Source organism: Fibrobacter sp. UWP2 (assembly GCF_900141705.1).
Lineage (GTDB): Bacteria > Fibrobacterota > Fibrobacteria > Fibrobacterales > Fibrobacteraceae > Fibrobacter.
This window is the reverse complement of record NZ_FQYM01000011.1, coordinates 72,009-92,095: the sequence shown is the minus strand read 5'-3', so window position 1 is coordinate 92,095 and position 20,087 is coordinate 72,009. Positions and strand designations below refer to the sequence as shown.

The 20,087-nt window shown below is 51.2% G+C and carries 24 protein-coding genes; 15 read left to right on the top strand and 9 right to left on the bottom strand.

Translation table 11 applies throughout. From position 1 onward, the window contains the following. Positions 1-47 precede the first annotated feature (47 nt). Positions 48-185 (bottom strand): hypothetical protein, encoded by a 138-nt coding sequence (locus BUB55_RS14200; protein WP_159431940.1) that lies wholly within the window; start codon positions 183-185, stop codon positions 48-50. Between BUB55_RS14200 and BUB55_RS07350 the strand changes: the two genes are divergently transcribed. The 4 genes from BUB55_RS07350 to BUB55_RS07335 all read left to right on the top strand — a co-directional run bounded on the left by BUB55_RS07350 (position 184) and on the right by BUB55_RS07335 (position 2,986). Then, a complete protein-coding gene (locus BUB55_RS07350) occupies positions 184-459 on the top strand; it encodes a hypothetical protein (RefSeq protein ID WP_073189550.1) in 276 nt (91 codons plus the stop codon). The genes BUB55_RS14200 and BUB55_RS07350 overlap by 2 nt on opposite strands. Before the next feature lie 11 nt (positions 460-470). Further along, entirely contained in the window at positions 471-992 is a 522-nt protein-coding gene (locus BUB55_RS07345; RefSeq protein ID WP_073189548.1) for a hypothetical protein, read from the top strand. Further along, on the top strand, positions 992-2,038 hold the full coding sequence (locus BUB55_RS07340) for a sigma-70 family RNA polymerase sigma factor (protein ID WP_073189546.1): 1,047 nt from the start codon (positions 992-994) through the stop codon (positions 2,036-2,038). The genes BUB55_RS07345 and BUB55_RS07340 overlap by 1 nt, the downstream gene beginning before the upstream one ends. 567 nt (positions 2,039-2,605) lie before the next feature. Then, positions 2,606-2,986 (top strand): putative quinol monooxygenase, encoded by a 381-nt coding sequence (locus BUB55_RS07335; RefSeq protein ID WP_234971846.1) that lies wholly within the window; start codon positions 2,606-2,608, stop codon positions 2,984-2,986. 25 nt (positions 2,987-3,011) lie between these two features. Here the strand turns inward: BUB55_RS07335 and BUB55_RS07330 are convergent, their stop codons facing one another. Beyond that, a complete protein-coding gene (locus tag BUB55_RS07330) occupies positions 3,012-3,818 on the bottom strand; it encodes a LysR family transcriptional regulator (RefSeq protein ID WP_073189544.1) in 807 nt (268 codons plus the stop codon). Between the two features lie 66 nt (positions 3,819-3,884). Then, a complete protein-coding gene (locus BUB55_RS07325) occupies positions 3,885-4,823 on the bottom strand; it encodes an aldo/keto reductase (protein ID WP_234971845.1) in 939 nt (312 codons plus the stop codon). 273 nt (positions 4,824-5,096) lie between these two features. Between BUB55_RS07325 and BUB55_RS07320 the strand changes: the two genes are divergently transcribed. The 8 genes from BUB55_RS07320 to BUB55_RS07285 all read left to right on the top strand — a co-directional run bounded on the left by BUB55_RS07320 (position 5,097) and on the right by BUB55_RS07285 (position 11,169). Next, on the top strand, positions 5,097-5,375 hold the full coding sequence (locus BUB55_RS07320; RefSeq protein WP_072813035.1) for a nucleotidyltransferase family protein: 279 nt from the start codon (positions 5,097-5,099) through the stop codon (positions 5,373-5,375). Between the two features lie 31 nt (positions 5,376-5,406). After that, a complete protein-coding gene (locus BUB55_RS07315; RefSeq protein ID WP_072813037.1) occupies positions 5,407-5,805 on the top strand; it encodes a HepT-like ribonuclease domain-containing protein in 399 nt (132 codons plus the stop codon). Positions 5,806-6,183: 378 nt separating this feature from the next. Continuing rightward, a complete protein-coding gene (locus tag BUB55_RS07310; RefSeq protein WP_073189543.1) occupies positions 6,184-6,696 on the top strand; it encodes a flavodoxin in 513 nt (170 codons plus the stop codon). Between the two features lie 213 nt (positions 6,697-6,909). After that, on the top strand, positions 6,910-8,115 hold the full coding sequence (locus BUB55_RS07305; protein WP_234971844.1) for a carboxymuconolactone decarboxylase family protein: 1,206 nt from the start codon (positions 6,910-6,912) through the stop codon (positions 8,113-8,115). Beyond that, entirely contained in the window at positions 8,115-9,548 is a 1,434-nt protein-coding gene (locus BUB55_RS07300) for a flavodoxin (protein WP_073189540.1), read from the top strand. The genes BUB55_RS07305 and BUB55_RS07300 overlap by 1 nt, the downstream gene beginning before the upstream one ends. A 15-nt stretch (positions 9,549-9,563) precedes the next feature. Then, positions 9,564-10,229, top strand: coding sequence for a DUF4405 domain-containing protein (locus tag BUB55_RS07295; RefSeq protein WP_073189538.1), 666 nt, complete (start codon positions 9,564-9,566; stop codon positions 10,227-10,229). A 20-nt stretch (positions 10,230-10,249) separates the two neighbouring features. Further along, on the top strand, positions 10,250-10,675 hold the full coding sequence (locus tag BUB55_RS07290; RefSeq protein WP_143152957.1) for a hypothetical protein: 426 nt from the start codon (positions 10,250-10,252) through the stop codon (positions 10,673-10,675). Positions 10,676-10,767: 92 nt separating this feature from the next. Then, positions 10,768-11,169 (top strand): hypothetical protein, encoded by a 402-nt coding sequence (locus BUB55_RS07285; protein ID WP_072813090.1) that lies wholly within the window; start codon positions 10,768-10,770, stop codon positions 11,167-11,169. A 129-nt stretch (positions 11,170-11,298) separates the two neighbouring features. Here BUB55_RS07285 and tatC read toward each other — a convergent pair whose 3' ends face one another. Both tatC and tatA read right to left on the bottom strand, forming a co-directional pair. Then, the gene (gene tatC / locus BUB55_RS07280) at positions 11,299-12,099 is read right to left on the bottom strand and encodes a twin-arginine translocase subunit TatC (protein WP_073189534.1); all 801 of its coding nucleotides are present in this window, start codon (positions 12,097-12,099) and stop codon (positions 11,299-11,301) included. After that, on the bottom strand, positions 12,099-12,302 hold the full coding sequence (gene tatA / locus BUB55_RS07275; RefSeq protein ID WP_073189532.1) for a twin-arginine translocase TatA/TatE family subunit: 204 nt from the start codon (positions 12,300-12,302) through the stop codon (positions 12,099-12,101). The genes tatC and tatA overlap by 1 nt, the downstream gene beginning before the upstream one ends. A 74-nt stretch (positions 12,303-12,376) precedes the next feature. Between tatA and BUB55_RS07270 the strand changes: the two genes are divergently transcribed. Next, entirely contained in the window at positions 12,377-12,958 is a 582-nt protein-coding gene (locus BUB55_RS07270) for a flavodoxin family protein (protein ID WP_072980848.1), read from the top strand. Between the two features lie 41 nt (positions 12,959-12,999). Continuing rightward, positions 13,000-14,058: an MBL fold metallo-hydrolase gene (locus BUB55_RS07265; RefSeq protein WP_073189562.1), complete on the top strand. Its 1,059-nt coding sequence runs from the start codon at positions 13,000-13,002 to the stop codon at positions 14,056-14,058. Positions 14,059-14,067: 9 nt separating this feature from the next. Here BUB55_RS07265 and BUB55_RS07260 read toward each other — a convergent pair whose 3' ends face one another. The 4 genes from BUB55_RS07260 to BUB55_RS07245 form a co-directional block, all read right to left on the bottom strand. Continuing rightward, positions 14,068-14,982, bottom strand: coding sequence for a LysR family transcriptional regulator (locus BUB55_RS07260; RefSeq protein WP_073189530.1), 915 nt, complete (start codon positions 14,980-14,982; stop codon positions 14,068-14,070). 192 nt (positions 14,983-15,174) lie between these two features. Further along, positions 15,175-16,662 carry a M16 family metallopeptidase gene (locus BUB55_RS07255; RefSeq protein ID WP_234971841.1) on the bottom strand — a complete coding sequence of 496 codons (1,488 nt, stop codon included), beginning with the start codon at positions 16,660-16,662 and terminating at the stop codon, positions 15,175-15,177. Between the two features lie 99 nt (positions 16,663-16,761). Beyond that, positions 16,762-17,592: an aldo/keto reductase gene (locus BUB55_RS07250; protein ID WP_073189528.1), complete on the bottom strand. Its 831-nt coding sequence runs from the start codon at positions 17,590-17,592 to the stop codon at positions 16,762-16,764. 109 nt (positions 17,593-17,701) lie between these two features. Further along, positions 17,702-18,619 (bottom strand): cation diffusion facilitator family transporter, encoded by a 918-nt coding sequence (locus BUB55_RS07245; protein WP_073189527.1) that lies wholly within the window; start codon positions 18,617-18,619, stop codon positions 17,702-17,704. 195 nt (positions 18,620-18,814) lie between these two features. On the opposite strand from BUB55_RS07245, the gene BUB55_RS07240 reads away from it, so the two are divergent. Continuing rightward, entirely contained in the window at positions 18,815-20,008 is a 1,194-nt protein-coding gene (locus BUB55_RS07240) for an efflux RND transporter periplasmic adaptor subunit (protein ID WP_073189525.1), read from the top strand. Positions 20,009-20,087: the final 79 nt, after the last annotated feature.

Sequence of the window (20,087 nt, the reverse complement as noted above, 5' to 3'; positions counted from 1 at the left end):
GAAAAGAGCATGAAACTACTTGACAATGAAGCGCTAATAGCCTAGATTTACACCAGTTGGAGACCTGGATTTTCAACTAAAAAAGGGACAAATTCAATTGATGTAGTCGCGAATAATGTTAATGCAAAAGTAGAAACATCGGAAGGCCAAAGTATTTCAGTTATTTTCTCTTTCATAACTAGCATGATTAAAATGTCGCAAGAAAATAGACTTTCTGATGATAGGGCTAAGCAGGAACTCTCATCGGATATATATCCTCTTGTTATGGATGCGCCACTCTCTAAATTCGATAAGAAACACATTCAATCTGTATGTGAGACTATTCCGCATCTTACTGAACAAGTCGTTATTTTCATTAAGGATACAGATGGAGATTTGGCTAAGGAATATATGAATGCTAAGATTGGAAAATCTCATAAATTTGTAAAAATCAGCGAAACGGAAACAATCATAGAGTAAGGGAGTGTAATATGTTCGATAAAGAAGTGCGGTTGATTGGCAAACATGCTCAATACATGTCTTTACTTGCTAGTAATTTTGGCGAGATAAATGCAAAACTATTTAATAGAAATATTGATGTTTATGTGCAAGCTCCGATAGTTGGTTTTTTATATCAAAAAAAATCTGAAAAAGATGTAAAAAATAAAGATTCGAAAATTCCAGATGCGCACATTCTAAAAGATCAAATGATTAATGCTAAAGATAATTTGGTTTTTAACATGCAATTAATTTTACTTTTAGATAAAGATTATGAACCGGATGAAGAAAAGAGAATAGATAAAGCCTTTAGACATTTTGGTAAAGATGAAAAAGATTTTGAATTTTTTGAGTCGTATGTTTTGGGTGGAATAGAAATTCTTTATCAGAAATTGATTGAAAATGCTGCGAAATCAGATGATTTTATAGACAAGCTGTCGTCCTTTACGGATGAGATAAATTCTAGATATTATTCCGAAATAGATAAAGATGTTTTGTTGAATTCATTGAATTAATGAGTGACGTAAGAGATAGAGCATTTACTCTTTTAGTAAAAAAATCTGAAGTGAAAGGGTTCATTACCTTTGAAGACATTTCGGATATAGCCGCTGATTGTAATTTAGGAATTCAAGACATTGATAGATTGTCAAGTGATATACTTGACTATGGGATAATACTTCGAGAAAAAGATAATCTTGAAAAAAAAGAGGAATCTTCTTTTCTTTATTTCGACGATAATTTAATTTATTGCAAAATTACCGAAAAAGAACCGGTGCTTACGTCTATGGTTAATTACGTGAGAAAAATTTCGCCTCCACAAAGAAATGAAGTTGAAAGACTTTATCCGCAAATAGAAAACGGAAATCTGTATGCCCGAAATCGACTTTTTGAAATGTATATGCGAAATGTTTTAAAATTTGCGTATCAGCAGAGCTTGGAATTCAATTTAAATTTGGCTGATACAATTCAAGATGGGATGATGGGCTTGCATATTGCCGTTGATAAATACTCTCCGTATGTGCATGGGAAATTCCCTGCTTATTCTTACTTTTGGATAAAAAGTACAATTGATGTTCACAAAAAGATTGAAAACTCATTATGGGACATTCCCAACAACAAATTGATTGATGTTGAAAACCTATACAAGTATTTAAGGAAATATATTCCTTCATTTTTTGAAAATCCACGATTGACAGATTCGTTTGTAAAAGAAATTGCGGACAGGCAACAGTTGCCTATAGAGAATGTAAAAAGATATCTCATTCTTTTGACACATCCTTTAAATATAGACTTACTGACGGTAGAATGTCGAGACGATGGATTCTATAAACTTTGGCTAAAAAATGTAGTTCATAAAGTCTTTGCAACATTGGGTGATAAAAATCGTGAGTTGGCGGAGATGTATTATTGTTTGTCTTTAACGTATTCTGAAATTGCAGAACGTCTTGATGTATCTCGAGAACGAATTCGGCAGAAATTTATAAAGATTGATCAGAAGGTGAAGAAAGAAGGATCTCGATATTTTGACATTGATCCACGAATTACGGAATTCAATTTTTGAACATCTGCGTTAGGGATAGTGACCCCTTGGGGCGGAGACTTGCAATGGAGATCCCCGCCTTCGCGGGGATGACAAGTGTAAGGCTCCGTTTTATGAGGTTAGGCGGGAACGGAGTGAACCGGGCAACCCATAAAATATAGCCCGACCCACGCCAGTGGGCGGACAGCACTTAACAACTTGTTGTTTAGTGCGCATGGCCACCAAGGTGGGGAACGCCCCCAAAAAAGCGATATTAAACGGTTGGCTATTTGACTTTTTGCCTCTATTTATATATTTTATAGGAAACTGGTCCCATTAAGGTGAAAGCAGGCTTCATGCCATGCGTTTCGATAGAAACCTAGCCTTATACGGGATCTATCTTTTTATCTAGCGGATTTTTCGGTCAGGGATATTTTAAAATTGTCCAAAGAAGATTTTTTCCGACAGTAAACCATAAAAGCGTTTGCTTTCACTATGCGTTCCGCGCATACTGAGCATGAAAATTAAGCATTTTGTGCATGCTCCGAAATTATTTATATTATATGCGAAGCATTTCGGAGTGGCAAAATGAAGCTCAAGTTTTTAACAATGTTTTCAATCCTTGCGCTCTCTGCGAGCGTGTTTGCGGAGAGTGCCATGAGCAACATTACGGTAAACCTGCGCTATACGGGTAAGAACGGGGCGGCAAAGAAGTTCGCCGAAGAGATGGTTTCTAGCGGGACGGTGGCGAAAATCCGTGCCGAGAAGGGCAACATCCGCTACGAATATTTCCAGTCGCTGGACGATCCCGAGACCATCTTGCTGATTGACGCGTGGGAAAGCCAGGCCGCCATCGATGTGCACCATGCTTCGCCCATGATGAAGACGATTGCGAAACTCCGCGACAAGTACGACTTGAAAATGACTGTCGAACGCTACACGCCCGACAACACCATGCCCAAGACCGACGAAAAATTCATCAGGAAATAAGTCGCGACAATGCAATGCCCGCGCACTATTTCATTAACTTAACCTTGAAAAATTCCACGTTCATTTCGCGGTCGGCGAGCGGCACAATCTTGCGGTCCTTGGGAATGTCGTAATCGAACTTTTGGTCCGAAACGAACGTCAACAGCGAAGACTGCTCGATGAGCTTTGAAATTCCCTTCACGCTGTCGTGCTTGATGAAGGTGGCGTCGGGAATCTTCTTGCGCTTGACCTGCTCCCAGAACCCTACGTTGCTGCGCTGGATAATGGTCTCGCCCTTGAGTTCCCGGAGTCGGATGGACTTGCGCTTCGCAAGCGGGTGCTTTTTCGGGAGCGCAATCGAGAGCCGCTCCTGCATGTATTTTTCGGCGCGGTATTTCTTTGCACGGGGGGCCTTAAGCGTGATGCCGATATCCGCCGAGCCCTCGTTCAAGGCCTTCAGCACGCCCGCCTCATTGTCGATAATCTCGTAAGTGACCTGCGCGCCGGGGTGTTTTTCCCGCAGTTCCTGCACCATCCGCATGGCGGGGAGGATGGCCACCGACGCGATAGAGAACGTGCGTGTACCCGCTCCCTGCGGGTTCACCTTTTCCATCATCTCGCCTTGCAAATCCATGATGCGCTTCGCGTATTCGGCGACCGTGCGGCCCTTCTCGTTCAGCTCGATGCGGTTCTTTTTGCGCTCGAAGAGCGGAGCACCGATTTCGTCTTCCAGCTTCTTGAACGCGCGGCTCACCGCCGGCTGCGAAGTGTAGAGCTTGTCCGCAACGGCCGAAAGCGTCCCGTATTCCAGGAACCCGGCCAGCAATCGCAAAATGTAGGTTTCGACAAACATAAAAAGCCCCTTTTGGGGGAGAATATAATAAATTCGCTATGCGTCAAGTGAATAGTGGGGCTATTTTCACCAGTTCTCGTAGCGGTGTCCCGTATTTAAGGAGGCTATTTGCTTCATTTCGTCGTCTGTCAACTCGAAGTCGAAAATCGATATGTTTTCTGCGATGTGGTCAGGGTTCTTGGAGCCCGGAATGGCAATGTAGCCCGATTGCACATGCCAGCGCAACACCACCTGAGCGGCCGATTTCCCGTGAGCCTTCGCTATCTTTGCGACAACCTTGTTCCCCAAGACGTCTTCGGTGTGGCCGCGCCCGCCCAGCGGGTAATAAGATTCCACCACAGCGCCGTATCGTTTTGCGTATTCCTTGAATTCCGTGTTCTGGTAAAACACATGGTTCTCGTTTTGCACCACGGCAGGTTTGATTTCGAAATCGGCAAAAAAGCGCTTCGCCGTCTTTTCGGTGTAGTAATTCGATATGCCGATGGAACGGATCTTCTTCGCCTTCACCGCGCGTTCCATAGCCTTGTAAACCGCCTTGTCCTCGGCGTCGCTCCCGTGCTGGTGCAACAGCATCAAATCAATATATTCGAGCCCCAGCTTTTCGAGTGAGTCGTCGATGTCTTCGTCCAAGGAGTTGCTCCACGGCACCAGTTTCGATGTCACGAACAAATCTTCGCGCTTCACGAGCCCATCGTCAATCGCCCGACGAATACCCCTACCCACGGATTCTTCGTTGTCGTAATATTTTGCCGTATCAATCAATCGATACCCGTTCTTGATGGCGACATAGACTGCGTCTTCAGCCACCTTGCCGCGCAAAGTCCAAGTGCCAAGCCCGAGAATTGGCATATCGAAACCCGAATTCAACTTGACCGTTGGGGCCGCCCCTTTGCTGTTCTGCACAATCGAATCTCCTTTATTCGATACCTTCGGCATAGCCTGCGACGCGGCATCGCTCGAACACGCCATGAACAGGAAAACGAACAAGAAACTGAACCACCTCATGCCCTAAAAATAACCAAATCCCGCCATAAATCAAAATACTTATTCCGTATAAAAGATATGCTTTGAAGGCATAGGTGGGGGAGGTGTCCCCCTTGCTCTCCTTCGGCAGGCTCAAGGATCGGGCCGGGGAAATGCCCATAAGACATTGGTTACGGTGGTAATTTTTCTCTGTAGATTCGCAAACATTACTGAAATCAGTCCTAAGTCACACTAGTCTTGTTGCACAAACGGACAGAAAAATGTATATTGGAAATGTAATAATAAGGGAAAACTATGGTGTTCGCCGAAAACATATTACGGATATTCCGTGAAAACAAACTTCTTGCGAAGTATCGCCTGAAGGATGTCTTTGTTTTCGGTTCGTCTGTTCGAACAGCAACTCCCAACGACATCGACCTGCTAGTCCGTGATTTCCAGGACTACAATGACCTGTTGTCCTTGCGAAAGGAACTTTCCGAAAAAACTGGCAAGTCCGTGGATGTCGTCATAGAGAAGTTCGCAAACCCCATTATCCTGTATCGAGCAAGCAAGGAGTCCATCCGTGTCGAATGACCCCAGGAACGATCTTTTCCACTTATTGGGAATGCTCGAATCCCTGTTGAAAATTCAAAAATATACACGGGATATTCATTCCACCGAAGAACTTCTTGAGAAAGAAGACCAGATGGTATTCAACGCATGTTTGACTTTGCTTGCAAACATAGGCGAATCCATCAACAAACTCTCGGACGCCGCCAAAGCGGGAATCGCAAGCGAAAACATTCAGGCAATTCGCGGTATGCGCAACAGGATTGTTCACGATTATGCTGGGCTCGACTCGTTTGTTGTTTACAACACTATAAAGAACGATCTTGATCCGCTAAAGGAAACCTTTATCAAAATCATTAGAGAAGGTCTAGCAAACAAGTCCTTTGACGAAGGTGAATTTGAAGCAGCGAAAAACGCGGGCTTTTACAAGTTCATTGATTTCAGTGTAATTTAAGAGCTGTCGTACCGACCTGGCCCTTGACTGGGGAACGCCCAGTTTTTTACTCCCTGTTCGCAAACTAACTTCAAGCTTTCCGAAGACGACATGAAAAAGATTCGCTGTCTCAACAAGGAAAAGCGTTTCTTTACCTCAACCCTCGCCGAAATCCAGCATTTCAAGGACTGGAATCCTGGCGACTAAGGGCCTTCATTGCCGCCGACCGTTTGCTCACTATGCGCCACACGCATACTGGGCATAAAAATTACGCATTACGCGGCCGTCCTGAAATTATTTATATTAAAGGCAACCGGTTCAAAAGAATTTTTAACGAAAAAGGCGGATTCCATGAAAAAAATCACCTTGATTCTTTTATCACTTCTTCTAGGAGTCTCTATGGCAGCAGAAAAGAAAATCCTCGTCGTTTACTATTCCCGCGCCGACGAAAACTACAGCGTCGGGAACATTTCCAAGGGCAATACCGAAATCATTGCCGAGATGATTGCGAAAAAGACGGGCGGCACGCTTTTGCACGTGGAACCCGCGAAGGAATACCCCAAGAAATACGATGACTGCATCAATGTGGCCAAGAAGGAACTTGCGCAGGACGCACGCCCGGCCATCAAGCCGGTGAACGTGAACCCCGAAGAATTCGACGAAATTTACGTCGGTTACCCGGTGTGGTGGGGCGAAATGCCCATGCCCATGTTCACCTTCTTCGAGAAGTATAACCTGAAAGGCAAGACGATTCACCCGTTCGTGACCCACGAAGGCAGCGGCCTCTCGGGTGTAGCCCGCCTCAAGAAGGTGACCGGCGCGAACGTGACTCCCGGCCTCGCCATCTACGGACACGTGGCCCAGAACGAACGCGACAAGGCCCAGAAAGAAGTCGACAAGTGGGTGAAGTAGGCTGATTGCGCCTTATGGGCGGAATGTTTTAGAAAGATTGCCAGGAAACTCTTGGCAGTCTTTTCTTTTTAGGGGAAACAATCCCCTTGGCGGGCTTCACTATGCGTTTTGCGCATACTGAGCATGAAAACTTGGTATTTTGCGGGGCTTGCGCAATTATTTATATTAAAGGTGTAGATAAAAAAGGAACAAACCATGAAACTAGGGACGATTATGACGATGCTTGGTATGGGTGCGGTGCTTGCCGCGTGTGATTGCTGCCCGCAGGGCGAGGCAAAGGCGCTTTCGCAGGACAAGGAACTGCGTGCCGTGATGGACAACTTCACGCAGAACGAGGTTCCGGCGGCGACTCCGCTTGTGGAGAAGCGCGAGGTGGAATTGATTCGCCTGGTGTCGCTTGTGACGCAGCAGTCGGGCGCTCTTTTGCAAGAAGAAGTGGCGACGGCGCTTGCGCAGGGGCTTGCTCCCGAAGAAATTCTCGAGGCGATTTACCAGTGCGCCCCCTACACCGGGTTCCCGCGGACGGTGGATGCTGTGGAAATTGCCCGCAGCGTGTTCAAGGCGAAGAACGTGAAGGTGGACGAAAACCGTGCGACGGTGACGGCGCAGTCCCGCCTGGAGGCGGGTGCCGACGCGCAGGGAACGCTGTTCGGCCAGACTTTCCGCGACATGGCGAAAAACGGAAAGGACGGGATGCCGACCATCAATTACTTCTTGGCAAGCAACTGCTTTGGCGATTACTACACCCGCAAGGGGCTCGACCTGAATACCCGCGAACTTTTGACGATGGCGATTCTCGTGAACCTGGGAACGGAGCCGCAGCTCAAGGCGCATATCGGCGCGAACCTCAAGATACGCACGGCCGAATATGTGGAACAGGCGATTTACAACTGCTTGCCGTATTGCGGTTACCCGCGTACGCTAAACGCTCTGCGACTGCTCAAGGAAGCGGTGGCTGAGGCAGCAAACGCGACGGCTGGTGCCGTAAACGCGTCGGGTGCAAAAACCGTGCCAGGCAAGGACTGGAGCGTGTTCCCGGTGGGTAAGCCGAACGACGCCTACGCCAAGTATTTCGTGGGCAAGAGTTATCTCGACATGATCAGCAAGGAACAGGTGGGTGTCGGGAACGTGACTTTTGAACCGGCGTGCCGCAACAACTGGCATATCCATCATGCCAAGAAGGGCGGTGGCCAGATTCTCATTGCGACGGCGGGCCGCGGCTACTATCAGGAATGGGGCAAGCCGGCGGTGGAACTGAAGCCCGGTGACGTGGTGAACATTCCGGCTGGCGTCAAGCATTGGCACGGGGCGGCTCCGGATTCCTGGTTCCAGCATTTGGCGATTGAAGTCCCTGGCGAAGGTGGTCGCAACGAATGGCTTGAGCCCGTGAGCGACGAAGACTACGGGAAGTTGAAATAATGCTCGCTAAACTTTTATCTTGTGCAATTTTGTGGTTCTCGGCGGTGTCGCTTGCGGCGGCACCTGCGCCCGACGGCTTCGTGCTTATCAAGGGCGGGACTTTCAACATGGGAAGCCCCGCAAACGAGGACTGGCGCGTCAACGACGAGACGCTCCACAAGGTGAAGGTCTCCGATTTTTACCTGGGCAAATACGAGGTGACGCAAAAGCTTTACCGCGAAGTGATGGGCGAAAATCCTTCCAGTTTCAGGGGTGACGACTTGCCCGTCGAAAACATCACGTGGCTCGAAGCGGCGCGTTTTTGCAACAAGTTAAGCGAACGCGATGGACGCACTCCTGTTTACGCTATCGAAGGCGATGCGGTCAGCTGGAATCGCGAGGCGAACGGCTACAGGCTCCCCACCGAAGCGGAATGGGAATACGCGGCCCGAGGCGGCACGACCACTCCGTTCTACACAAAGAAGGCTCCCGGTGCCGACGACGTGAATTTTTACGGGCATTATCCGTATCAAATCGAGCAGAACTATTTCAACGACGAGGTTCTGGAAACACGTCCCGGTGTTTACCGCGGGAACACGCTCCCCGTGGGTAAGTTCAAGCCCAATCCCTTCGGGCTTTATGACATTTACGGGAATGTGGGCGAATGGTGCTTTGATTTTTACGGCGATTACGGTGTTTCTGCGGGCTCGACAAGCGTGACGGTTGACCCGGCGGGCAAACCTTCGGGCACAAGGCGTGTGCATCGTGGTGGCGGCTGGAACGATTTCGGCAAGAACCTCCGCAGTGCCTATCGCGGGGCCATGCAGCAATCCAGCAAGAGTTACAATGTGGGGCTCCGGCTCGCCATGAATGCGGGTGCAGGCGTCAAGGGAACTTTTGTGACCCAGGAAGCGGCGGGCTTTAAGGGCGAAAAGTCGCAAGCGTCGTCGAACACGAAATGGGCTTCCCGTGCGCTGATCGTTTTCTATTCCTGGAGCGGGAATACCCGCGGTGTCGCCCGCGAAATCAAGAAGCAGACCGATTTCGACATGGTGGAACTTGAACTCGTGAAGCCCTATTCCGACGACTACAACACCGTCTTGAAGCAGGCGCAGAACGACCAGCACAAACAGGCGCGCCCTGCCCTCAAGAAAAAGCCCGACGCAAAGAAGTGGGCCGACTACGAAACGATTATCATCGGTTACCCCAACTGGTGGGCGAGTATCCCGATGCCTATCGCGACTTTGCTCGAAAGTTACGACTTTACGGGCAAGCGGATTCTGCCGTTCTGCTCCCACGGTGGCGGGCGATTTGGCCAGAGCATCACCGCGATTGCGAAACTCGCGCCCAACGCAAAAATCGGCGAAGGCCTTTCGGTGCATTATTCCGGCGGTTCGAGCCTCTCGAAAGATGTGGCCAAGTGGCTAGAGAAAAACGGCGTGAAGACGAAATAATGTATATTCCCTAATATGCCTATTTCCGCCAAAATCCGTATGCCTCTTGATATCGCGATGACGGTCGCCACACTCGTGCTGATGGGCGGCAATTACTTCTTTGAATCGACTGCCGTTCACGAGATTCTGGGCGTGGTGCTGCTTGTTCTGTGGGCGGTGCACATCACGCTGAACCGGCGGTTTTTCCTTTCGCTGTTCAATGGCCGCTACAACGCATTCCGCATTTTGCAGGCGGTCGTGAATTGCGGGATCCTTTTGTGCGCGATTTTCCTGATGATGAGCGGCATCATGCTTTCGAACCATGTGTTCGCATTCCTCGGAATTGAATCGGGCGCAAACTTCGCCCGCACGGCGCACCTGCTCGCCAGCCACTGGTATTACGTGTTCATGTCGCTCCACATTGGGCTGCATTTGAGCCTGATTGCAAACCGCTTGGGGCTTGCGGGCGCTTTCAAGTCAAAGGCTGCACTTGTCGCAACTCGCGTGATTGCCGCTCTCGTGGCATGCTATGGAATTTACGCCTTCGTTATTCGCGGGCTTTGGAAATACATGTTCCTGCAGCAGCCCTTCTTCTTCTTTGATGCGGAACGCGGCTACGCCCTCTTTTTTGCGGACTATATCGCCATCGTCGTGCTGTTTGCCGTCGCGGTGCATTATGTGGCGAAACTCATGAAGGCGTAGATTTGTACATTATTAGTACAATGAAGCGTATTAAACAAAATATTCTGTCGATGATTGCAGTCGCGTTATTCGCGGTTCTTTCTGCTATTGTCGAGGGTTCTTTTGTTTATGATTACGGCGCTGAATTTGGTCAGGTTGCAGAGAGCGATAAAGTTTTCGCTGCTCACGATTTTGCCGATAATCCGTTATACCTGTCTCGAGAATCAACAGCTGATGCAACACTGCTTACACGCAGGTCGGGCCAGCAGGTGTCCTTGCGTGCATCGCGCGGCAACGGCCTTCAAGGGGACGGCGGACGCAGTTCGGCAACGTTCAAGCAGGCTACTCCATTTCCGACTAAGATCGCGCGGCCAACTGTTTGCGCCCAATGCGGCTTCCCCTTGCCGCTAGTTTATCAGAAATCAAAAGAGTATTACGTTTATACGCTAGAGCGAATGCTCTGTTAGCAAGTTCTTTCTCCGAACACTCAGTCACAGGTAAATTGCCGCGGCCCCAACCGGGGTGCGCGATAACATTCATTTTAAAAAAGAGAAAGAACATGGAAAACATTTCCAAGATGGAGATGGCTAACGCCCTCTTCAACAAGCCCTATATCAAGACCGAAAAGAAGTTTTTCGGTTTCAAGACCAATGTCACCTACACCAGGACGAATTCGCCCGTAGTGGGAACTTGCCTGGACTACAGCCCTACGGAGGGCCAAAAGGTCAAGGAAATTGTCGAGGCTTCTCCAAGCGCCCTGGACGCGGTCGTTCAAAAAAATGGCCATCCGAAAACAGGCGACAACGGGAACTTCCGCCTGAATCTCTGCTATTCGCAGGACCGCGAATTTGCGGCACTGCACCTGCAGCAGTTCTCGGGATTCGAGTACCATACCGTAGGTGAAATCCGTTTTGCCGAAGGCGACGAGGCACATAAACTTCTCGCCGTTTTCGTGAAATAAACGGACATATGGTCAAAAAGGCTCCCTCGGAAAAACGAGGGGGCCTTGATGTTCAATTATATAAAATTTGGGAAATTGTCTAGATAGACAGGTTCGGGGAACGCCCAAGGAAGGGCTAAATTTCAAAAATTATTTAGTAGGAAAATTATTTTTCTGCTGGATAATTTTCGTAACATCCGTTTTTGTAATTGGTTTGGCTCGATGAGCCGGGGAACGCCCATGGAAGCGCCTGGCCGCCAAGAGTCCCGCTTCGAAGAGCAGGTACGTCGGGAGCCCGAGCAGCAACTGGCTTACAATATCCGGGGGCGTGAGGAGGGCCGCCAGCACAAGGATTGCCACCACCACGTAGGGGCGCTTGCTGCAGACGGTTTCGTAATTCACGATGCCCGCACGGATAAGCGCGTAGGTCACTAGCGGGAACTGGAACATGCATCCGAACGCAAGCGAAAGCCAGAGCGCGAGTGTTATCAGGTTAGAGATGCCAAATACGGGTTGCAGGGTCGTGCTTGCAAAGCTCATGCCGAACTGCACAATCAGCGGGAAGCAGACGACAAGGCAGAAGGCGACGCCCGCGATAAACAGCCCGCTGGTCATAGCCACGATGGAGCGGATGAATCGCTTTTCGTTGTCGTATAGGGCGGGGAGCACGAACTGCCACATGTTCCAGGCGATGTAGGGCGAAAACAGCACGCAGTCCAGCAGTGCAGAAATCTTGAGCTGCAGCAGGAACACTTCCATCGGGGAAAAGTAATGGAGCGTGACGCCGCCTTGCAGGGCGATTTGCTTACAGAACCAGTCCAGAACGTAGGGCGAAACAAGGAACAGGGGCACGATGCCGATGGCAAGGGCGACAATAGAACGCAAAAGCGCCCGTCGGAGCGCTTCCAAATGCGAAATCAGCGTAGCCTCTTGATCCTGTTTGGAGGTCATCAGCCTTTCTTATCTTCTGCCTCTGCGGCTTTTTCCACCGTCTTCTGCAGGTCTTCAGCTTCTTCCTTCAGGGCGTCTTTCGCCTTCTTGTACTCATTCTGGGCCTTGCCCAGGGAACGTGCAAGTTCAGGAATGCGCTTTGCCCCGAACAGGAGAAGCACCACAACCACAATCAGGATTATTTCTGGAATTCCGATGGACATTTTTTACCTGCCTTTTCGTAGAAATATAACATAATTTCTTTGTATATTTAAGGCGAAAGACAAAGGAGTTTATGATGAAGGTCGTTTTATTCAACGGTAGCCGTCGCGAAAAGGGCTGCACTTATACGGCGCTGAGTCTCGTGGCAGGCGAACTCAAGGCCGCGGGCATCGAGACAGAAATCTTCTTCGTGGGTGGTCGTGTGCTGAAGGGCGAAACTGACGCCGTGGTTCACGAAGCCAAGGAAATCCTTAAAACGGCCGATGCTGTCGTTTACGGCTCCCCGGTTTATTACGCATCCCCCAGCGGCGAGATGCTGATGTTCCTGGACAGGCTTTACGGCATTGCCGAAGCGGAACTGCTCTTTAAGCCCGCCGCAACAGTTGCTTCTGCCCGCCGCGCAGGGACCAGCGCCACTCTCGACGCTCTGAACAAGTATCCGGCATTTGCGCAGCAACCCATGGTGGCTTCGCGTTACTGGAACATGGTTCACGGTTCTAGCCCCGAAGATGTGCTGAAGGACGAGGAAGGCGTGCAGATTATGAAGGAATTGGGCCGCAACATGGCATGGATCCTGAAGAGCATCGAAGCGGGCAAGAAGGCGGGTGTTGAGCAGCCTGTTGCCGAAAAGAAAATCTTCACAAACTTTATCCGCTAAAAAACACGATGCGCTTGCGTTTTGCGAAGAACAAGAAACTCATGATTACGGCGATTGTCTTATCAGTACTATTTATTTTAGGAGACGCAGGCGTGTTGTTCTTGAGTCAGGAAAAATTCGGCCGTATTCCACAAGGCAAGCGCCTTGAACGCATCAAGCAGTCGCCGAATTACGACGGCAAGCAGTTCGTGAACGAGATTGAGACCGTCACCATGACGGGCGACAGGGGCGTTTTTGCCGTATGGAAGGATTTCCTGTTCGGCGACAAGAGCCAGACCGTTCCCGATACCGCGATGAATGTCGTCAAGACGGACCTGAAGTCGCTACCGCAGGACCGCGATTGGATTGTGTGGTTTGGGCACTCCTCGTACCTGCTCAATTTGTCCGGAAAGAAGGTGCTGGTGGACCCGGTTTTCTATCAGGGTTCGCCGGTGAGTTTCGTGAACAAGATGTTCAAGGGAACGGACATCTACAAGCCTGCCGACATGCCGGATATCGACTACCTGGTGATTACGCACGACCACTGGGACCACCTGGATTATCAGGCGGTTACGGAACTTGAACCGCGTGTAAAGCACGTGGTGACAGGCCTCGGCGTGGGCGAGCATTTTGAATACTGGGGTTACCCTGTAGAAAAGCTTGTTGAACTCGACTGGTGGGAATCTACCGACCTGGGCGAAGGCTTTAATGTGACGGCGACTCCGGCGAGGCATTTTTCGGGCCGCGACCTGCATCAGAACAAGACTCTGTGGGCGTCATTCGCCTTCAAGTCGCCCGAGCGCACCGTATGGATTGGTGGCGATTCGGGTTATGGCCCGCACTTCGAAAAAATCGGAAAGAAATTTACTGACATCGATTTGGCGATTCTTGAAAATGGGCAGTACGACAAGGACTGGTCGCTTATCCACACCATGCCGGAATACCTGGGCAAGGAAATGGTGGAACTGGACGCAAACCGCTACATGACGGTTCACCACTCCAAGTTCTGCCTGAGCAAGCATTCCTACACGGAACCGCTGGAAAATGCGAAACGTGCCGCCCAGGAATCGGGAAAGCCCGTGCTTATGCCGCAAATGGGCGAGCTGCTGTATTTAGAATGAGTCAGGGTTCTACAACAAATATTTTTTCATTTGTTCAATATAGGATTCCCCTATGGGGCTCAACGTCAAGTTCTTGCGAGTGACATAGCCAATCTCCATAACACGATTGATTTCCTCGGAAGTCTCGCGAAGCGGGATTGCCAGGTAGTCGCCACCGTTCAGTTCCTCGCAAATAATGCCCGAGCAGAGCGTGTAGCCATTTAAGCCCACCATCAAGTTCAACATGGTCGCGCGGTCGTTCGCCTTGATGGTCCGCTGGTATTCGTTTGTACTCAAAATCTCTTCGGCAAAGTAGAACGAGCTCTCGTCGCCCTGCTCAAACGAGAGGCACGGATACGGCCCCAAATCCTTGAGCGTGATGGACTTTTTGCCAGCCAGGGGGTGATTTTTCCACAGGTAAACGTACGCCTTGCAGTTGATGAGCTTGGTGAACTGCAAATCCTTGGAATTGAAGATGCTCGTGAGTACTTTGCGGTTAAAATCCGAAAGGTACAGCACGCCTATTTCGCTCTTAAGGTTCGCCACGTCGTCGATGACCTCGCGGGTGCGCGTTTCGCGGATGGCGAACTCGTACTCGTCAATGTCAAAATTCTTGACCATTTCCACAAAGCTCTTGACCGCAAACGAGTAGTGCTGTGTCGAAACAGCGAACTTTTTTTTGCGCAGACCCTGCTTGCCGTACTTTTCGAGGACATTCTCGTAATGGATGTAGAGTTCACGTGCGTAGGCAATAAACTCCTCGCCCTCGTTCGTGAGCGTAACGCCGCGACTAGTGCGGTTGAATATGAGCAAGTCTAACTCGTCTTCCAGGTCATGGATGGCGGCAGTCAGCGAGGGCTGCGATATAAAGAGTTTTTCAGCAGCCTTGTTGAAGGAGCCGGTCTCGGCGATGCCGATCGCGTATCGAAGTTGTTGCAAGGTCATAGGGCCTCCGTGTGTACCAAATATAGTTTTCACCCGTCATGGGGGGCTCATCATTCCATCCATGAAACGGTTCAAATATAGAAGTACCCTGCGTTAAAGGCAAATACTATTTACTTATGCCTAGTTATAGGTAAAATCTATATGAACATTTCATTGCATTTCCCACGTTTCCCAAACCTTCCCTGCTTTGCGCTAATTCTTTTCTTTCAAGAGCATCCCGGTCACGGAATTCTTGCGGACAAACGTCGCCTTGGCGGCGTTCTGCACGTCGTCGGCACTCACCTTCTCGAGCTCGTCGGCCCAAGTGAGGAATATGCGGTAGTCGCCAAACATCTCGTAGTATGCGAGCATGGTCGCCACGTTCTCCATGTCGGTCAAGCTGCGGATGAGCCCTGCATAGGCATGGTTCTTGACCTTCTGGAATTCGCGGGCGCTCACCGGCTCGCTCTTGAGCTTTTCGAGCTCGTCCCACACGGCGTCCTCGACTTTGGCAACGTCGGCGTCGGGGCGCAGGTTCACCTGCACCGAGAACTCTGAGACGTACTTGTTGGGGCTGTTGCTCGCGCCCACGCTGACCGCCAGCTTTTCTTGTTCCACCAGCCGTTTATAGAGGCGTCCGGAACGGCCGTTCAAAACGCCCTCGGCAATGTCGAGCGCATAGAGCGAGGGGTCGCCCACCTCGGCAGTCTTGAACACAAGCGTGTACATGTTCGGGGCGTCGGGCCTCCGTACCACCAAGCGCTTCTCGCCCGCCTGTTCCGGGTCGCGAATGGTGAGCGGCGGGAACGCCTCGCCCGTGGGGATCCTCCCAAAGTAGCGCTTGACCATGCTCACGGTCGAGTCCACGTCCAAATCGCCAGCCAAAACCAGGATGGCGTTGCGCGGCTTGTAATACTTGCGGTAGTGCTCCTCCGCCATTTCGCGGGTCAGGTTCGCAATGTCGCTCGGCCAGCCGATGGTGGGCACGCGGTAAGGGAACGCCTCGTAAATCATGGAATTTAGCGTTTCGTAGTAGCGGCCCGTGGGCTTGTCGTCGTAGCGCATGCGGCGTTCTTCGCGCACCACGTCACGCTCAGAATAGAACTCGCGCAGCACCGCGTTTTGCATGCGGTCCGCCTCGAGCCACATAAAGAGCTCGATTTTGTCCTTGGGGAGCGTCACAATGTAAGCGGTCATCAAATCCGTGGTGAACGCATTCAGGCCTGAGCCTCCTGCCGCCTGGTAGGCACCCCACAGTTCGTCCTTCACAAAAATCTTGCGATGTTCGTTCAGTACCGAGTCGTGCTCGGCGGTGAGCTTTTTGACCGCGGCGGTGTCGCCCGCCAGTTTTGCGGGGCGGATCAGCATCTGCAAGCTGTCTTGCACCAGCATAAAGCGGGCATCGGCGACACTGTCCTGGATACCCACCTTCTTGGTGCCCTTGAAAAGTTCGTGTTCCAAAATATGCGCCAAGCCGGACTTGCCCGGGACCTCGTGTACGGAACCCGTCACGTAAAAAAGACGGCAGCTCACCGTGGGAGCCTGCTTGTTCGGGTGCAAAAGTACCGTCAGCCCGTTGTCGAGCACTTCCTTGTGTACGTTCAAGTTCACCGCGGCCTGCGCAGGAGCAAAGCCCAAAAGGAGGGCGGCAGCAAGCCCTGCTGCGCCCGAGGTCAAAATCCGTGTAATCCGACTCATCATAGGGCACAAGATATAAAAAAATTCCATTTGGCAGTAACAAAGCCAAACGGAATGTTGTTGCGGCAAGGACAAGGAAAAAGGCTGGACTTTCCCGTTCAACTAAATTCCTTCAATTTGAAGCAATTCCGCCATGTCAAAAGGCGAAATCTCGAAGTCCAAGTCCGCATTTTGGCGGATTCTCTCTTCGTGGATCGACTTGGGGAGAGGCAAAAGCCCTAACTGGAGGTCAAAACGGGAGGCGAGCTGGGGAACCGACACCCCGTATTTTTCTGCCATCTCGACTACCTCGGGCACCTGCATCAGCCGGCCCGTGGCATTGGGCGAATACGCCTCCACCAGAATGCCATTTTGCTGGCAAAATTCAATCAAGTCAAAAGGAACGTGGCCAATGTGCACGCGAATCTGATTCACCGCCGGTTTCACATCGGCATTGTCCATGATGTTGTTCAAGTCTTCGATGTCAAAGTTCGACACCCCGATGCTGCGGAACATGCCCGCAAAGTAAGCTTCCTCCAAAGCCTTCCACACCTGGACATTCTCATCGAAGTAATTGGGGCCATCCTTCCCCATCTCTGCCCAAGGCTTGGGAGCATGGATCAGCATCAAGTCCACATGGTAGCTATCCAAGCGGTCAATCGATTCCTGGATGTTACGGACGGTCTCGTCGTAACTTTTGACCTCGGCGGGAATCTTGGACGTGACAAAGATGCTCTCGCGGTGCATCCCCGTCATTTGCAGGCCCCTCTTGATACCTTCACCCACACCCTGCTCATTTCCATAAGCGATTGCGGTATCAATGTGCTTGAAGCCGGCGTCTATCGCCGCCGCCACGGCCGTGGCGGCCACGTCGTTTGGTGTTTGCCATGTTCCCAAAGCCACCTTAGGAATGCGCTGACCGTTGTTCAACTTGTAGACTTCGTCGAGAACCATATTCACCTCTTCCTTTGTCATTCAATATAACGCAGAAAAAAGCAAAAAGAACGGGCGCCCAACACCCACTTTGGAATATTTGCAGGGGAAAAGGGATATTTTTTATAAACTAGTCTTTGCTCTTGGAGGCCGCCTTGACGGGGTCGTAGGGATCCACGTGCACAAGCGCATCCACCACGCTCTCGCCCGCCTCGATCAGCTTGCGTTCCACTTCTTCGGAGAGGTCGTGGGCGGCCAAAAGCGTCATGTTCTCGTTCACCACAATGTGCAAATCCACATGCAGGTCCCCGCCCACATAGCGGGTGCGGAACCTGTGGACGCTCATCACCTCGGGGCACGAGAGCGCCACCTGGCGCAGCCTCTCAACGACTTCGGGGGACGCCCCTACATCGGCCACCTGGTGGATTCCCGGCCAGGCGATTTCATAACCCGAATGGAGGATGAACAGCGAGACTATGACCGCACCAACGGAGTCGGCGAACCAGAACCCGGGCACAACAATGCCCGCGAGCACGGCAACAAGCACCGGGATAGAACTGTAGGCGTCACTGCGGTGGTGCCAGGCATTGGCCTCCAGCGCCTGACTCCTGATTTTTTTGCCTGCCGCCCGAGTGTAGCGGAACAGCGCCTCCTTGACCGCAATGGACACAAAAGCCATGACCGCGGCAATCCACTCGGGGTGGGACTGTTCGTGGGCAAGCAATTTTTGAACAGCTTCGTACCCCAAAAAGACGCCCACCGAGCAAACTGCAAGCCCAATCCCCACAGAGATGAGCGTTTCAAAACGGCGATGCCCGTAGGGGTGGTCTGCATCGGGGGGCGTATTCCAATACCGAGACCCCACAATAATCGCGACATCCGTCACAAAGTCAGAGGCGCTGTGAATGGCGTCAGCGACAAGCGCCTGAGAACCTCCAAAAAAGCCTGCAAAAAACTTGCCTACAGACAAAATAACGTTCCCGCCCAGCCCAATCCAGGTCACCTGGCGGACTTCCTTGCTGTCGTCTTTTTTTAAGATGCGGGTCATGCCTTCAATTTAACAACTTTGCCGCCCGACCGTCTCTAAAAGATTCCGAACCAGTCTCCACGGAACAGCAGACAAAAGGCACACCTAGCAATATGCGCCATAACCAACACTAAGAAAAGTGCAACCAGAACGCATTCCCATGCATCTAAAGGGGGAAAATCATTCAAAAAAGGTATATTTGTCGCGCAGGTTCCTATGAAAAAGCTTTTGAAAATCGTCATCGTCCTCGCCATTGTCGCTGGTGTAGCCCTCGGCGTTAAGGCTTTTTTCTTTAAAAACGCCAAACCTGACTCCATCGGAGCCCTCGTGAGCGCCAAGGTCACGCAGGGGACCATCGCCACCACCATTTCGGCAACCGGCTCGCTCGAGCCCGTGGACCAGGTGGAAGTGGGCACGCAGGTCTCGGGCGACATCGCCAAGATCCATGTGGACTTCAACTCCAAGGTCAAAAAGGGACAGGTCATCGCCGAACTCGACAAGTCCAAGCTCAAGGCCACCCTGGACCAGGTGGAACTTGCCTACAAAAGCGCCAAAATCGACCTGGAGTACAAGCAAAGCACCTACGACCGCATAAAAAAGCTCGCCGAGAGCAACAGCGCGAGCGCCGTTGACCTGGAAACCGCCGAATACAACTTGAATTCCGCCAAGCTGGCGGTGGACCGCAGCAAAAACGAAGTCTCGCAGGCGAAGCTCAACCTGAGCTACGCCACCATCAAGAGCCCAATCGACGGCGTGGTGCTAGAACGCTCGGTGGATGTGGGCCAGACGGTCGCCGCCTCGATGAGTGCCCCCACGCTATTCATCATCGCCAAGGACCTCAGCCAAATGAAGGTGATGGCCGACGTGGACGAGGCCGACATCGGGCAGGTGAAGGCAGGCCAGCAGGTGGAATTCACCGTGGACGCGTTCCAGGGAGAGACGTTTTCTGGCTCCGTGCAGGAAGTGCGCCTGAACCCCACTACCACGAGCAACGTGGTCACCTACACCGTCGTGATCACCGCCGAGAACCCCGAGCAAAAGCTGCTCCCCGGCATGACCGCTACCTGCACCATTGTGACGCAAAAGGTCGAAGACGCCATCATGGTCCCCGTGAAGGCGCTCAAGTTCAGCCCCGCCGAGGGCACCCCGATGGTAGACCCCAAGGACATGCCACGACCGGCGGGGCTCAAGGGCGACCGCGTTTGGATAAACATCAACGGCAAGGCGGCCTCGCGCCCCGTCAAGACCGGCCTCAACGACGGCGTGAACGTGCAAGTATTGAAGGGGCTCTCGGTGGGTGACTCCGTGGTAGTAAGCCAAGAATCCCTCGCAAACACCGCCGCACCGAAAGGCGCGGCGACCAGCCCGTTTATGCCAAGCCCTCCGGGCAAAAACAAGAAAAAGAAGTGAAACCGCGCCAAAAGCGGGCATTTGTTGTCCATTCCTCAACAAAGGAGTGGACATTTTTCGTTGTCCAAGGGCTACCCCA